The sequence below is a fragment of the Nonomuraea aurantiaca genome, assembly GCF_020215705.1.
GTDB lineage: Bacteria > Actinomycetota > Actinomycetes > Streptosporangiales > Streptosporangiaceae > Nonomuraea > Nonomuraea aurantiaca.
This window is the reverse complement of sequence record NZ_JAIWNB010000001.1, coordinates 190743-204689: the sequence shown is the minus strand read 5'-3', so window position 1 is coordinate 204689 and position 13947 is coordinate 190743. Positions and strand designations below refer to the sequence as shown.

The window sequence follows — 13947 nt, the reverse complement described above, 5'->3', positions numbered from 1 at the left end:
GCGACCAGGCTGGCCGACCGGGCGGCCGTCCCCGACGAGGTGTGGCAGGAGGCGGCCGAGCACTACGACGAGCAGCAGCTCGCCTCGCTGGTCGTGGCGATCGCGATGATCAACGCCTGGAACCGGATCGGCGTCACGGCCCGGCTCACGCCCGGCGGCTGAGCGCTTCCGCCGGGGGAGGCGGCTCCCCCCGGTAGAAATACATGGAACGACCGGACGTCCCCGGTTAGGTTGTGGCACATGGCGGCTGCAACTCGCCGCCAAGCCACCGTCAAGCGGTGGCGTGCACAGTGCACGTAGAGACTGTCGAAGGCGAGCGTGAGAGGGGGCAGATCATGAGACGCGTGCGGATCGTCAAGTCGGCGAAGCGGCGACAGGACCGGAGCACGGGCCTGGACCTGCGGTCCCCATCGGGCCGCCGACTACCTTACTGAATCGCTACTTACACCTATCTTACCGAGGCACCTGTAGATAACATAGGTAACAAGAACGTCACGGGGGGCTCACGATGAAGAGACTAGTGGTGGTGCCACCACACGTCGCCCGGCACAAGATCCGCGACATCCGGTCGGGAGAGCGCCGCAGGCCTGTCGCGCGCGACCACGATCCCAAGGTCGTCGATCTCCAAGCCTACAGCGGCCGTAACGTCATCCGGCTCCCCGACGGCCCCACCCCCGCCGCCTGACCTCGAGGGTCAGCCGTACAGCTTCTTGGTGTAGGTCTCGCCGTAGTAGCTCTCCAGCTGTTCGAGGGTCTCCTCGACCTTCTGCACGTCCTTGACCAGGGTCGCGTGCGAGGGCAGCACGTCGCCCGCCCAGCTGTCGGGCTTCCACAGCGCCGACCGCAGGAACGCCTTGGCGCAGTGGAAGAAGATCTGCTCGATCTCGACGACGAGCGCCAGGCGCGGGCGGTGGCCCTTGACGATCATGTCGTCGAAGAACGGCGCCTCGCTGATCAGCCGGGCGCGACCGTTGATCCGCAGCGTCTCGTTGCGCCCGGGGATCAGGTAGATCAACCCCACGTGCGGATTTTTCAGGACATTGCGGAAGCCGTCCGCCCGGCGGTTGCCCGGCCGGTCGGGGATGGCGATCGTGGTGTCGTCGATGACGTACGTGAAGCCGGCCGGGTCGCCCTTGGGCGAGACGTCGCAGGCACCGTCGGCGTCAGAGGTGGCGATCAGGCAGAACGGCGAGTTCGCCAGCCACTGCCTGTCACGCTCGTGCAGCTTCGGCCGGTCCTTGGTGGCCGCGCGCGGCATCACCTCGCCCAGCAGTTCGCGCAGCTCCGCTTCCGTCTCGATCTCCACCCAGCTCATGCCGTCTCCCTTCGGGGGTTTGGCCAATTCTGTCAGGGAATCGGGTGGAGCATCCGATGCGGGGTACGCAGGGCGACACTGACCGGATCGTTCCTGATGCCCTTCAGGCCCGGGCCGGGGCGTACCTCTACTTCCTCGATCGACACCTGCACGCCGCAGGCGGCGCAGCGGGCAGTGCCGTCGATGCGGGAGCCGCAGGTCAGATGGTGGAAGACGCGGCGCGGGCCGGTCCCGGACAGGTGGCGCTCGCCCCACTGGGCCAGGGCCACGACCGGCAGCCAGAGCTCGTGGCCCACGGGGGTCAGGACGTACTCGTCGCGCGGCGGCGAGTCCTGGTAGCGGCGCTTGTCGAGGACGCCCGCCTCGACCAGCGTGGCCAGCCGCTGCGAGAGCACCGCGCGGGGAATGTCCAGGTGGGCGAGGAAATCGCCGAAGCGCCGCACGCCGTACATCGCGTCGCGCACCACCAGCAGCGTCCAGCGCTCGCCGATCACCTCCAGCGCTCTGGCCAGCGAGCAGTCCTGAGCGTCGTAGTTCTTGCCCAGCGCCATGACACCCCCCTCAGTTCGTTCATTGAACCATGGTAGCTTGCCAGGCATGAGTTCAATCACTGAACCGACGCCGGTGATCGCGCCCGGCAGGCGAACACTCGCCGTGGCCTCGTCGGCGCCCCTGCTCGTGCTGACGAATTTCACGGTGCCGACGGTCACGCTGCCCCTGACCGCGCGGGAGCTCGGCGCGGGCCCGACCGGACCGGTGTGGATCCTGGGCGCGATCTCGCTCGGCCTGTCGGCGCTGCTGCTGGTCTCCGGTGGGCTGGCCGACGACTACGGCCGCAAGCGGGTGCTGGTGGCGGGCACGATCGTGCTCGCGGTCGCCAGTGTGGTGGCCGCGTTGAGCACGGCCGTGGTGGTGTTCGTGGCGGCCCGGCTGGTGCAGGGGGGCGCGAGCGCGGCGATGCTGGCGGCGAGCCTCGGCATCGTGGGCCACGCCTTTCCCTCGGGGACGGAGCGGGTGCGGGCCACCGGCCGCTACGGCGCGATGATCGGGCTGGGCACCACGGTGGGACCGCTTCTGTCCGGGGTGCTGGCCGAGGTGGCCGGGTGGCGGGCGGTGTACTGGCTGATGGCGGCGTGCGCGCTGGCCCTGGCCGTGGTGTCGGCGCGCACGCTGGAGGAGTCACGCTCGCCGGCGCCCCGGCGGTTCGACGTGCCCGGTGTGGTGCTGCTCAGCCTGGGCGTCGCCGCGCTGCTCACGGGCGTGACCGAGGGCCGTCTCGGCTGGTCGCGGCCGGTGGTGCTGGTGGCGTTCGCGGCGGCGGCCCTGCTGGTGACGACCTTCGTGCTGGCCGAGCGGCGGCGGGCGGAGCCGCTGATCGACCTGGAGCTGTTCCGGCGGCCGGTGTTCCTGGTGGCGACGGGCGGGGCGCTGGTGGTCGGCGCGGCGGTGGTCGGGCTGCTCACCTACCTGCCGACCGTGCTGCAGACGACGCACGGCTTGACGCCGCTCGAGACCGCGCTGCTGTTCGTCTTGTGGTCCGCGCTGTCGTTCGTGTCCGCGCTGCTGTCGCGGCACCTGCGGCTGCCCACGGCCGCGCGGCTGGCGCTCGGTCTGGCGCTGACGGCGCTGGGCTTCGCCGGGCTGCTGGGCCTGGGCGGGGAGTTCGTGCCCGCGCTCGTGGTCGGGGGGCTGGTGGTGAGCGGCGCCGGGGCCGGGGTGATCAACTCCTCGATCACCCATCTGGCGATCGAGAGCGTGCCGTCGCATCGGGTCGGTATGGGGTCGGGCGCCAACAACACCGCCCGGTACGTGGGCAGCTCACTGGGGGCGGCCGGGGTGGCGGGGGTCATCGGCGGGCTCGGGGCGCAGCAGGGGGTGATGGTCGCGGTGGCGGCGTGCATCGCCCTGACGGCGGCCACGGCCGTGGCCGCGCTCGTCACCCGCCACTGAGCCACGCCTGCGGCCAGACGACGGTGGCTACCAGCGCCGGGCCTGGCTCAAGGCGTCGAGCAGGACGTCGCGCTCGGCGGCGAACACGGCCGGGTCCGCGCCTTCGCGTTCGGCGCGCAGGTGCAGCATGGTCAGCTCGGTCGCCGCCTGCTGGTAGTCGCCCATCGCCCGGCCCAGCCCCACGCCCTTGGCCCACTTGCGCGCGGACCGGCGGGCGGACAGCGTGCTCAGCATCTTGATGTCCGGCGGGGTGAGGAGCCCGGTGGGCTGGTACGCGGGCAGGTAGGTGCCGATCTTGGCCACCAGCTGCCTGCGCTCGCGTACGGTCACCAGGACGAGCCCGATGAGCGCTCCCATGATCACCAGGTAGGCCACGCCCATCCAGCCGAGCGACTGGAGCATGGCGGTGCCGTTCCAGAGCCCATGCAGGAAGACCGCGCCGAAGTAGCCGAGCGGGATGGCCGCGAACCGCGCGGGGCCGCGGCGGGTGAGCGCGTACGCCACGCCGAGCCCGGTCATCGCGGTGTAGACGGGGTGGCCGAGCGGGTCGATCAGCCCTCTGATCACGAACAGCTGCACGGCCCCGCCCACACCGTCCTCGGTGAAGGCGCCCAGGTAGTAGCCGACGTTCTCGACGGCCGCGAAGCCCAGGCCGGCCATCGAGCCGTAGACGATGCCGTCGGTGAGCCCGTCGATCTCCCGCCTTCTGACCAGGAGGAGCAGCAGCGCCGCCCCCTTGAGGGCCTCCTCGATCACCGGGGCCAGGAAGGCCGTCCCCAGCTGGTCGACGGTCTGCTCGCCGTAACCGGCCCTGGCGAACACGGCCTGGCCGGCGAGGGTCAGCACGATGCCCAGCACGATGGCCACGCCCGCGCCCCACGCGAACGCGAAGCCCAGGTGCAGCCCTGGCTCGGGCTCCAGCCGGTCGAGCGAGAGCACCGCCGCGAGAAGCAGCGGCAGGGGCGCCAGCGCCAGCAGCATCGACAGGCCGAACCCGAGCGGGCCGCCGCTCAGTAGCATGCCGACCAGGACGATCACCGCCAGGGCGCTCGAGATCACCAGCCAGATCAGGAGCGCCTTGCTGGGCCGCTGCGGGAGCGAGGAAGGTCGGGTCGGTACTGTCATCGCCACACCTCTTCATCGCCGAACTCTTTCGGACGGGCTCCCACTATGGATCGGGCCCGTCGACAGACGCTTGACGATTACTTGCCGAGCTTGATCACCGTGTGGCTTCCCGGTAGTAGGGATCGGCGACCCCGTCCTCGTACGAGTACACCTCGCGGCCGTCGACGAAGACCCGCAGCGCCCGGCTCATGATGTCCAGCGGGTCGCCGGACCAGATCACCACGTCACCGTCGAGCCCCGGACGCAGGGCGCCCACCCGGTCGTCGAGGCCCATGATGCGGGCCGGGTTGACGGTGATGGACCGCAACGCCACCTCCCGGTCCAGCCCCTCCTTGACCGCCAGCGTCGCCTGGTGGACCAGGAAGTGGATCGGCACCACCGGATGGTCGGTAGTGATCGCCAGCTCGACCCCGGCGCGCGCGAGGATGCCCGGATTGCGCAGCGAGCGGTGCCGGAGCTCGACCTTGGAGCGGCTGGTGAAGAGCGGCCCGATGATGACCGGAATGCCGCGCTCGGCCAGCACGTCGGCGATCAGGTGCCCCTCCGTGCCGTGGTTGATCACCACCCGGTAGCCGAACTCGTCCGCCAGCCGCAGCGCGGTCGCGATGTCGTCGGCCCGGTGCGTGTGCTGGCACCAGGGCAGCTCGCCGTCGAGCACGCGGACGAGGATCTCCTGCGTGGCGTCGCGCTCGAACGGCTTGCCCTCGTCGGCGGCCGCAGCCCGCCTGGCCCGGTAGTCCTGCGCCTTCATGAACGCGTCGCGGATCACCGCCGCCACGCCCTGGCGGGTGGAGGGCAGCCGCTTCTGGTCGCCGTAGACGCGCTTGGGGTTCTCGCCGAGGGCGCTCTTCACGCTCACCGGCTCCCGGATCAGCATCTCGTCGACGGTCCGGCCCCAGCACTTGACCGCCACCGTCTGGCCGCCGATGGGATTGGCCGACCCCGGCTTGATCACGGCGGTGGTGACGCCGCCGGAGAGCGCGTCGGCGAAGCCCAGGTCGGCCGGGTTGATGGCGTCGAGGGCGCGCAGGCGGGCGCCGTTGGGGTCGGTCGTCTCGTTGGTGTCCTGGCCGGCCCAGCCCTCGGCCTCTTCGTACACGCCCAGGTGGCCGTGGGCCTCGACGAAGCCCGGCAGCACCCAGCCACCGGCCGCGTCGACGACAGGGGTTCCCGACGGTATCTCGACCTCGCGGCCGACCGCGGCGATCTTCCCGTCCTGGATCAGCACGGTGCCGCCCTCGATCGGAGCGCCATCGACCGGCACGACATATCCGCTGGTGATCGCAAGATTCATAACAGCAACCTACATTGGCCGATATTTCGGCATATAGCAGACAGGGCGCTTCGCTCGTCGACCAGGGCTTCGGTAGGGTTTTCGGCAACAGGGCAAAGGAGATTGAATTGGCCGAGGATCAGGCCGCCGACGAGCCCGGCCCCAGCAGCCTGCCGGACGAGGACCTGTCCCACCTGCTCAGCCAGCAGCGCTTCGGCGCGCTGGCCACGCTGGGCGCCAACGGCCGCCCGCACCTGTCGACGGTCGTGTACGACTGGGACTCCGACCACCGCGTGGTGCGTGTCGCGACGGTCGACGGCCGGCTCAAAGTACGCCATCTGCACAAGGACCCGCGCGCCGCCCTGTACGTGGCCAGCGATGACTTCTGGTCGTACGCCGTGGCCGAGGGCCTGGCCGAACTGTCGCCGGTGAGCGTCGAGCCCGGCGACGAGGTGGGCCGGGAGCTGCTGGCCATGCGGTTGGGGCGGCCGGCGGGCCCCGAAGACCCGGTCGGCGCGGCCGCGTTCCTGGGTCAGGCGGTCGCGGACCGGCGGCTGGTGATCAGGCTCCGGGTGTCCCGGCTGTACGGGACGTCGTTGCCGGCGCCGCCCGCCGGATAGCCCGGCGCCGGTTGTAGGCCACCACCGCGACCACGGCGAGGATGAGCGCCAGATCTATGGCGGCCGACCAGCGCATCGCGCCGATGTAGTCGCCGCCGGCCGAGGCCGCGAAGAAGACCGCCCCGATCACCGCGACCCCGCCCGAACCCCCGAACTGCTGGGCCGTACTGAGGAAGCCCGAGCCGATGCCCGCCTGGTGCGGCGCGACCTCCACCAGCGCCGCCCCGATGAGCTGCGGGATCACCAGGCCGTTGCCGAGCCCCACGAGCACCAGCGCGGCCATGATCCACGGCAGCCCGGCCCCTGCCGTGCCCAGCAGCAGCGCCAGGCCCGACGCGGTCACGATGCCGCCGATCATGACGACGATCAGGCCGTACCTCCCGACCAGGCGGGTCCCCAGCAGCGAGCTGATCGTGAACAGCACGCCCATCGGCGCGAACGCCAGTCCCGCCTGGAACGCGGTGAGCCGCAGGCCACCCTGGAGCAGCAGCGTGAGCATGAACATGAACGAGGCGAAGTAGGCCATGAACGCGGTGATCGCGCCGACGCCCGCCAGGTAGGAGTGCACCTTGAGCAGCGCCAGGTCCAGCACCGGCTGACCGCCGCGCCTGCCGAGCACGTACTGCCAGCGCAGCGTCAGGCCCAGGAGGGGCAGGCTCGCGCCCATGCAGATCCATGTCCACGCGGGCCAGCCGGCGCCGTTGCCGAGGCCGAGCGGCACCAGGACCAGTGCCAGCCCGGCGGCCAGCCCGGCCGCGCCGAGCAGGTCCGGCCGCGCGCGCCCGGCCGGCTCGACCCTGGGCAGCAGCCAGGCGGCCAGCGGGACCACGACCAGGCCGACGGGCAGGTTGATCAGGAAGATGACCCGCCAACCGAGCCCGAACAGGTCGGCCGACAGCAGCAGCCCGCCCAGCACCTGGCCGGCGATGGAGCCGAGACCGCCGGCCGCGCCGTACCAGCCCACGGCGCGGCGCCGCTCGTGCGGCGGGAAGACCGCGGAGATCATGGCGAGCACCTGCGGCACCATCGCCGCACCGGCCAATCCCTGCAGCAGGCGGGCGGCGACGAGCTGGGCCGGGTTCAGCGCGATGCCGCACAGCAGCGACGCGATCGTGAACGCGACCACGCCGCCGATGAACATCCGCCGGTAGCCGTACCGGTCACCGAGCCGCCCACCGGTGATCATCCCCGCCGCGTAGGTGAAGGCGTAGCCGCCCACGATGAGTTCCAGGGCGGCGGGGCTCGCGTGCAGCTCGCGTTCGAACGACGGCGCGGCGACGTTGACCACGAAGAAGTCGAACTGGGCTATGAACCAGGCGGACAGAAGCACGGCCAGCGTCCCGCCGAATCTCATTCCAACCAGGCTAGTGCGGTGGCCACGGGGGTTTCCCGGGAGTTCGTCACACGACCGTCTCAATCCCTGTGGCGGTCCGTGGTGGCTGGGGTCCTTTGGAAGGGATACCCCCTTTCGGGGGAAAGAGGACGACGGCCCGTCGTGGCAGAGGCCCGGGGAGGGCCACCATCGCGGGAGTGGAGCAAACGCCCCGTTCCAGCAGCGGCCCCTACGGAGGGACACCACCTTCGGGGAACGGAAACAGATGCCCAGCGGGTGTTCGTGGGCGCCGTGTCAGGCTTTCGCTGCTGGCGGGGATCGAGTGGGGCGGGCAGAGTGGGGGCATGGATCATCTTTCCCACTTCGGCCGGGAGATCCGCGCGTTCGAGGCGGCGTGCCGGGCCGCCGACTCCGGTCTGGTGCCGTCCTGTCCGGGCTGGGGCGTGCCCGATCTCGTCATGCATCTGGGCGGTGTGCACCGCTACCTGGTGTGGGTCATCGGCGACCGTCTCACCGAGCAGCCGGACGCTACGGACCTGTCCTTCCTCGGCTTGCCGGCCGATCCGGCGGGCTGGCCGGATCCGGCACGGGCACCGGCGACCGGGCCGCTGCCGGCCGGGCTGCTCGACTGGTTCGCGGAGGGCGCCGCCAAGCTGGAGGCCGCGTTCGCCACCACGGATCCGGGCGTGCCGGTGTGGACGTGGTCGGGCGAGCAGAGCGTCGGGTTCTGGCTGCGGATGCAGACCATCGAGGCGGCCATCCACCGCTGGGACGCCGAAATGGTGACGGGGACCGCCGGGACGATGGACGCGGAGTTGGCGGCCGACGCGGTCGGGCAGACGTTCGAGGTGATGGCCCCGGCCCGGCGGGCCTGGACGGCGGCTCCGCCCGGAACGGGAGAGACGTACGGCTTCCGGCAGAGCGACGGGCCGGGGCGGTGGACGGTCCGCTTCGACGGGCCCGACGTGAGCCTCGCGGAAGGGACCAACGTGAGCCTCGGGGACGGGGCCGACGTGAGTCTCGGGGACGGGGCCGACGTGAGTCTCGTGGAATCGGGCGGTTGTGACGTGGAGGTGGCCGGGACCGCGTCGGACCTCATGCTGTTCCTGTGGCATCGCATCCCCTACGAGCGGCTCGACGTGCACGGTGACCGGGCCGTGCTCGCCCGCTACTTCACCCTCGTCCCGCCCGTCTGAGCACCATCGTCCTCAGCGATTCCCCGGCCGCCGTTCAGTCCAGGGTGTCGCCCAGCGACTCCAGGAGCTCCTTGAGCTCGCCGGCCAGGGCGGCGCGCCGGGGCTCGGAGAGCGCGGCGAGCAGCCGGCGCTCGGTCTCGACGTGATCCGGCAGCGCCCGGTCGATCAGCTCCCGCCCCTCCTCGGTGAGCGCGACGTGCACGACTCGGCCGTCCTTCTCGCTGGGCGTACGTGACACCAGGCCCCGGGACTGGAGGCGGTCGAGGCGCTGGGTGATCGCACCCGAGGTGACCATGGCCGACTTCATGAGCTCGGCCGGGGTCAACGACCGTCCATTGCGCCGCAGCGTGGCCAGCACGTCGAACGACGCCGAGTCCAGCTCATGAGCGCTGAACGTACGCGTGAGCTCCGCGCTGATCAGCCGCGACAGCCTGGACAGCCGCCCGATGATCGCCATCGGCGACACATCCAGGTCGGGGCGCTGCTCGGCCCACTGCTCCAGCACCCGGTCAACATGATCAGTCACAACTTCACCCTACCGGATGTCTTAGCGATGAGATACATTGTCTTAGTGCTAAGAAATCGACTTGCCCTGATCATGGTGACCGCGCTGGCCCCGGCCATCTGGGGGACCACCTACCTCGTCACCACCGAACTGCTGCCGCCCGGCCGCCCGCTCCTGGCCGCGGTCGTCCGGGCCCTGCCCGCCGGGCTACTGCTCCTCCTGCTCACCCGGCGCCTGCCGCAAGGCGTGTGGTGGTGGCGCGCGTTCGCGCTCGGTGCGCTCAACATCGGGCTGTTCTTCGCGCTGCTGTTCATCGGCGCCTACCGGCTGCCCGGCGGGGTGGCCGCGACCATCGGCGCGGTGCAGCCCCTCCTGGTGGCCGGCCTGTCCTCCGGCCTGCTCGGCGAGCGCCTGTCCGCGCGTACGGCGATCGCCGCCGTGGCGGGTGTGGCCGGCGTCAGCCTTCTCGTCCTGCGGGCCGACGCCCGGCTGGACGCCATCGGCATCGCCGCGGCCGCCGGGGGCGCGATCGTCATGGCCACCGGAGTCGTCCTCAGCAAGCGGTGGACCTCTCCGGCGCCGCTGCTCGCGACCACCGGCTGGCAGTTGGTGGCCGGCGGCCTGCTGCTGCTCCCGGTGGCCCTCCTCGTCGAGGGACCGCCGCCCGCCGCGCTGAGCCCGGCGAACCTGACCGGGTACGTCTACCTCGCCGTCATCGGCTCGGCCGTCGCCTACTCGCTGTGGTTCCGCGGGATCCGCGCCCTGTCCCCCACCCACGTCACCTTCCTCGGCCTGCTCAGCCCGCTGGTCGCCACCGCGCTGGGCTGGCTCGCCCTCGGCCAGTCCCTCACCGTGCCCCAGATCGTGGGCGGGCTCGTCGTCCTGGCGGCTCTCGTCGCGGCCCAGACCAGCCGCCCCCGGCGCGGCCCTCGTAACAGCCCAGAGCAGACGCCGCCAGGTCAGGCGGACGCGCCCATTCGTGACCGGCTGATCCCCACGCCCTGACCGTCCGGCCGATCCCCACCCCCTCATCTCTGCTTCTCAAGGAGAAACCATGCGCATCACCGTGTTCGGAGCGGCGGGCGGCGTCGGCGCTCGGGTGGTCGCCGAGGCGCTGTCCCGCGGCCACGAGGTCACCGCCGTCGTACGCGACCCGGCCCGCTTCCCTTCGCTGCACCCCGGCGCCCATCCCCAGGTCGGCGACGCCGCTCATGTCGAGGACGTGACCAGGCTCAGCACCGGTCAGGACCTCGTGATCACCGCGACCCGCCCGCCCACCGGCCGCGAGCACGATCTCGTCACGACCGCCAAGGCGCTGCTGGCGGGGCTCACGGGGACCGGCGTCCGGCTGCTGCTCGTCGGCGGGGCGGCCGGGCTGACCGTTCCCGGGTCCGGCGGGCGTACCGTGCTCGACGACCCGCGCTTCATGTCCGACGCCTATCGCGACATCGCACTGGCCTGCAACGATCAGCTCGAAGTGTGCCGCGCGGAGACCGGCGTGGACTGGGCGTACCTGAGTCCGGCCGCGCTGCTGGCGCCGGGCGAACGTACCGGCGTCTATCGACTGGGCGCCGACGAGCTGCTCATGGACGCCGCGGGCAACTCGGTGATCTCCATGGAGGACCTCGCGGTCGTGCTGCTGGACGAGGCGGAACGGCCCAGGCACCATCGGGTCAGGTTCACCGCCGCGTACTGACCGCCGGGCGTGACGCATCGCCCCGTACCGACGTCAGCCGCCCTCGCGGACGCGGTCGTAGAACAGGCACAGGGCGCCACTCGCCGTGGTCTCGACCTCGCTCGCGAGACGCCAGCTCGACGACGGCAGCCCGTCCTCGAACAGCCGTGCCCCGCCCCCGACCAGCTCCGGAGCGAGGATGACGCTCAGCCGGTCCAGCTCGTCGGCCAGCAGGAGGTCCTTGATGACGCTGCCGCTGGCCAGTACGACGATGTCGCCGCCGTCCTGCCCGCGCAGGTCCTTGATCACCTCGGCGGGGGCGGCGTCGACGATGCGGCTGTTCTCCCAGGGCGCCTCCTTGAGCGTCGAGGAGAACACCACCTTCTCCGCGGTGTTGAGCCACCGGGAGAAGGACCGGTCCCGGGGGTCGGCCGCGTCGTCGTTGGCGACCGACGGCCAGAAGCCGCCGAATCCCTGGTAGTTCTTGCGCCCGAGCAGCACCGTGGTGGCCGTCTCCGTGATGCGGGCGACGTGCTCCCTGGCGCCTTCGCTGATGGCGTGCGGCACGATCCAGCTCATGTCGTACTCGCCCGCCGGGCCCGAGACGCGGCCGTCCAGGGACAGGAGGATGTTGCCGATGACGGTGCGGCCGGCGTTCTGAGCTGTGGTCATGAGTCACTTCCTTATCGTTTGCTCCGTTGCCACCATCTTCGGGAGTACGGCGAGCGACAACATCGGCCAGGTGGCCGATCTGCGGCATTCGTACATGGTCAGAGGCAGGCAGACCGGCCCGGCCTCCACGACGTCTGCCCGCCGAGCTGACGTCGTTCGTCGGCCGCCACGCCGAGCTCCGCCCGATCGCCGTCGCCCTCACCGGCGCGCGCTGTCTGACCCTGACCGGGCCGGGAGGCTGGCCCTGGGGGCACCCGCGTGCGACGACGTGCTGGCCGAGGGCCGTCTGATGGACCTCGACGAGGCCATCGCCTACGCGCGGCGGGCCCGCACCGGACGGCGAGCGGCTGGGCCGGCCTGACCCCGGCCGAGCGCGAGGTGGTCCAGCCGGCCGTCGACGGGCTGACGAACCCGGAGATCGGCAAACGGCTCTTCATGAGCCGCAGTACGGTCAAGACGCCCCTGGCGCACGCGTGCGCGAAGCCGGGTGTCGCGAACCGTACCGAACTCGCCAAGTCAGTGGCGTCAACGGTCTCCGAGTAGCCGCGTGGTCTCGTCGTCGGCGGGGAAGTACGCCTCGACGGCGACCCCTTCGAGCGTGATGTCGAACGCCGCGCCGAACGTCGTGATCGTACTGAAGAAGCAGAGCTCCTCCCCCCGATGCGTGATCCGTATGGGCAGCGCGATGTCGGCGGGGTCGGGCGGCGGCGCCTCACCGTCGTCCCCATAGCTCAGCAGCTCCTCGTAGAGCGCGCTCAGCTCCGGATCCCCCGCACGGGCGACCTGCCTGGCGAGCCGGGGCAGCAGGAACCCGCGGACCTGCGCCAGGTTCCGCACGCGCGGCGCGAACCCGTCCGGGTGAAGTCCCAGCCGCATCATGTTCACCGGCGGCTCCAGGAGGGCCGGGTCCACGTCGTCGAGGAAGACGTTCATGGCGTCGTTGGCCAGCAACAGGTTCCACCGGTGGTCCAGGGCGAGCGCCGGATACGGCTCGTGCCCGCGCAGGATCCGCCGGAGCGCCTCGTACGCCTTGCCCAGGTCGGGGTCGTCAAGCGGCCGCTCGGGATAGATGGGCGCATATCCGGCCGCGACCAGCAGCCGGTTGCGCGCGCGTAGCGGCACGTCGAGCTGCTCGGCCAGCCGCAGCACCATGGACCGGCTGGGGATCGTCCGCCCGGTCTCGACGAAGCTGACGTGCCGCGCGGACACGTCGGTCTGGAGGGCCAGGTCGAGCTGGGTGAGCCCGCGCCGGTGCCGCCAGTCCCGCAGCAACTCCCCTATCGGCTGATCCATGTGCATACTGGCCGGTTCTACCTGGTCGGACGGGTGGTGTCGATTACCTGCCATGTCATGTCAGCGGGGACCACCTCCTGGATGGCGCCCGATTTTAGACTGTTTACAAGTCTTTGACCGTTTTGTTAGTGTTCGTCCCGCCTAATCCACTCACCTGCGTGGAGCCGGGGACCCAAGTTCCCTCTGGGGCGAATCGGCATCGCCGTAGGGCCACTTCCAGGCCCGAGCCCGTCAGCTAACCCGGTAGGCCGTATGGAAGGACACAGCAGTGGCTCCCCTCGCCATCTGCCTGGCGGCTGCCGTCGCCGGGCTCACTCTGGCCGCTCCGGCCCACGCCGACCCCACCACCCCTAACGGCACCACCACCCCTACCAGCACCGAGAGCAAGCCCGTCCAGCAGCAGCGCCAGACCACTCCGGCCTGGAAGGTCGCCCTGAAGTTCGCCATGAAGAAGCGCGGTATCCCGTATGTCTGGGGCGGGACCAGCGACAGCGGCTACGACTGCTCCGGGCTCATGCTCCGGGCGTACGAGCACGCCGGGATCGAGTTGCCGCGCACCACGACGGAGCAGTACAGCGCGTTCTCCAAGAAGATCTCCTGGGACCACCTCAAGCCAGGTGACCTGGTCTTCTTCCACGGCCTCGGGCACGTGGGGATGATCTCCAGGCCCGGATACATGGTGCACGCACCGCACACCGGAGACGTGGTCAAGGAGGAGAAGCTCTCCGACTGGCGCAGGGACTCGTTCGCGGGCGCCGTACGGCCGGACCCCAAGGGCGTGCGGCTCTCCATCGAGCAACGCAAGACCACCATGCTCACCGCCGGCCTGTGGCCAACGGCGGGGGCCCTGCGGATCAAGGTCCGGTAGCGCCCCGGCTCAGTGACGGAAGCCGTCGCGGCGTGCGGAACCCCCGGAAGGTCATGGGCTTGCGGGTCTCGAAGCCGAACCGCTCGTAGAGGGCGATCGCGCCGGTGTTCGCCTCGGCCGAG

Annotated in this window: 18 protein-coding genes and 1 riboswitch; of the genes, 10 read left to right on the top strand and 8 right to left on the bottom strand. The window is 71.0% G+C overall.

Annotated features, from left to right (window positions below):
* The first annotated feature begins 39 nt into the window (after positions 1-39).
* A complete protein-coding gene (locus tag LDL49_RS59020) occupies positions 40-162 on the top strand; it encodes a carboxymuconolactone decarboxylase family protein (RefSeq protein WP_372470266.1) in 123 nt (40 codons plus the stop codon).
* 346 nt (positions 163-508) lie between these two features.
* Positions 509-685 (top strand): hypothetical protein, encoded by a 177-nt coding sequence (locus LDL49_RS00995; RefSeq protein WP_225288930.1) that lies wholly within the window; start codon positions 509-511, stop codon positions 683-685.
* Positions 686-694: 9 nt separating this feature from the next.
* On the opposite strand, the gene LDL49_RS00990 is transcribed toward LDL49_RS00995, so the two are convergent.
* Positions 695-1315, bottom strand: coding sequence for a pyridoxamine 5'-phosphate oxidase family protein (locus tag LDL49_RS00990; protein ID WP_225288929.1), 621 nt, complete (start codon positions 1313-1315; stop codon positions 695-697).
* Positions 1316-1347: 32 nt separating this feature from the next.
* Complete coding sequence (locus LDL49_RS00985; protein WP_225288928.1) at positions 1348-1866, bottom strand: winged helix-turn-helix transcriptional regulator; 519 nt, start codon at positions 1864-1866, stop codon at positions 1348-1350.
* Positions 1867-1912: 46 nt separating this feature from the next.
* Between LDL49_RS00985 and LDL49_RS00980 the strand changes: the two genes are divergently transcribed.
* Complete coding sequence (locus LDL49_RS00980; RefSeq protein WP_225288927.1) at positions 1913-3265, top strand: MFS transporter; 1353 nt, start codon at positions 1913-1915, stop codon at positions 3263-3265.
* 27 nt (positions 3266-3292) lie between these two features.
* On the opposite strand, the gene LDL49_RS00975 is transcribed toward LDL49_RS00980, so the two are convergent.
* Together LDL49_RS00975 and LDL49_RS00970 are read right to left on the bottom strand one after the other, a co-directional pair.
* On the bottom strand, positions 3293-4390 hold the full coding sequence (locus LDL49_RS00975; protein WP_225288926.1) for a PrsW family intramembrane metalloprotease: 1098 nt from the start codon (positions 4388-4390) through the stop codon (positions 3293-3295).
* Positions 4391-4484: 94 nt separating this feature from the next.
* Positions 4485-5684, bottom strand: coding sequence for an amidohydrolase (locus LDL49_RS00970; RefSeq protein ID WP_225288925.1), 1200 nt, complete (start codon positions 5682-5684; stop codon positions 4485-4487).
* Between the two features lie 107 nt (positions 5685-5791).
* Here LDL49_RS00970 and LDL49_RS00965 point away from each other — a divergent pair, with 107 nt between their 5' ends.
* Positions 5792-6283 carry a TIGR03618 family F420-dependent PPOX class oxidoreductase gene (locus LDL49_RS00965; RefSeq protein ID WP_225288924.1) on the top strand — a complete coding sequence of 164 codons (492 nt, stop codon included), beginning with the start codon at positions 5792-5794 and terminating at the stop codon, positions 6281-6283.
* On the opposite strand, the gene LDL49_RS00960 is transcribed toward LDL49_RS00965, so the two are convergent.
* Positions 6225-7637, bottom strand: coding sequence for an MFS transporter (locus LDL49_RS00960; protein ID WP_225288923.1), 1413 nt, complete (start codon positions 7635-7637; stop codon positions 6225-6227). The two genes, LDL49_RS00965 and LDL49_RS00960, sit on opposite strands and share 59 nt — an antisense overlap.
* Positions 7638-7960: 323 nt before the next feature.
* Between LDL49_RS00960 and LDL49_RS00955 the strand changes: the two genes are divergently transcribed.
* Positions 7961-8812 carry a maleylpyruvate isomerase family mycothiol-dependent enzyme gene (locus LDL49_RS00955; protein WP_225288922.1) on the top strand — a complete coding sequence of 284 codons (852 nt, stop codon included), beginning with the start codon at positions 7961-7963 and terminating at the stop codon, positions 8810-8812.
* 34 nt (positions 8813-8846) lie between these two features.
* Here the strand turns inward: LDL49_RS00955 and LDL49_RS00950 are convergent, their stop codons facing one another.
* Positions 8847-9338: a MarR family winged helix-turn-helix transcriptional regulator gene (locus tag LDL49_RS00950; protein ID WP_225288921.1), complete on the bottom strand. Its 492-nt coding sequence runs from the start codon at positions 9336-9338 to the stop codon at positions 8847-8849.
* A gap of 45 nt (positions 9339-9383) precedes the next feature.
* Between LDL49_RS00950 and LDL49_RS00945 the strand changes: the two genes are divergently transcribed.
* Together LDL49_RS00945 and LDL49_RS00940 are read left to right on the top strand one after the other, a co-directional pair.
* Entirely contained in the window at positions 9384-10322 is a 939-nt protein-coding gene (locus tag LDL49_RS00945; RefSeq protein WP_225288920.1) for an EamA family transporter, read from the top strand.
* Between the two features lie 49 nt (positions 10323-10371).
* Entirely contained in the window at positions 10372-11013 is a 642-nt protein-coding gene (locus LDL49_RS00940) for an NAD(P)-dependent oxidoreductase (protein WP_225288919.1), read from the top strand.
* A gap of 33 nt (positions 11014-11046) precedes the next feature.
* Here the strand turns inward: LDL49_RS00940 and LDL49_RS00935 are convergent, their stop codons facing one another.
* Complete coding sequence (locus LDL49_RS00935) at positions 11047-11664, bottom strand: dihydrofolate reductase family protein (protein ID WP_225288918.1); 618 nt, start codon at positions 11662-11664, stop codon at positions 11047-11049.
* Here LDL49_RS00935 and LDL49_RS00930 point away from each other — a divergent pair.
* Both LDL49_RS00930 and LDL49_RS56535 read left to right on the top strand, forming a co-directional pair.
* Positions 11663-12025, top strand: coding sequence for a hypothetical protein (locus LDL49_RS00930; RefSeq protein ID WP_225289861.1), 363 nt, complete (start codon positions 11663-11665; stop codon positions 12023-12025). The two genes, LDL49_RS00935 and LDL49_RS00930, sit on opposite strands and share 2 nt — an antisense overlap.
* Before the next feature lie 17 nt (positions 12026-12042).
* Entirely contained in the window at positions 12043-12207 is a 165-nt protein-coding gene (locus tag LDL49_RS56535; protein ID WP_308016048.1) for a LuxR C-terminal-related transcriptional regulator, read from the top strand.
* Here LDL49_RS56535 and LDL49_RS00920 read toward each other — a convergent pair.
* On the bottom strand, positions 12190-12957 hold the full coding sequence (locus LDL49_RS00920; RefSeq protein WP_308016047.1) for a helix-turn-helix domain-containing protein: 768 nt from the start codon (positions 12955-12957) through the stop codon (positions 12190-12192). The two genes, LDL49_RS56535 and LDL49_RS00920, sit on opposite strands and share 18 nt — an antisense overlap.
* A gap of 128 nt (positions 12958-13085) precedes the next feature.
* A riboswitch (cyclic di-AMP (ydaO/yuaA leader) is annotated at positions 13086-13222 on the top strand.
* A 3-nt stretch (positions 13223-13225) separates the two neighbouring features.
* Between LDL49_RS00920 and LDL49_RS00915 the strand changes: the two genes are divergently transcribed.
* Entirely contained in the window at positions 13226-13825 is a 600-nt protein-coding gene (locus tag LDL49_RS00915) for a C40 family peptidase (protein WP_225288915.1), read from the top strand.
* Positions 13826-13947: the final 122 nt, after the last annotated feature.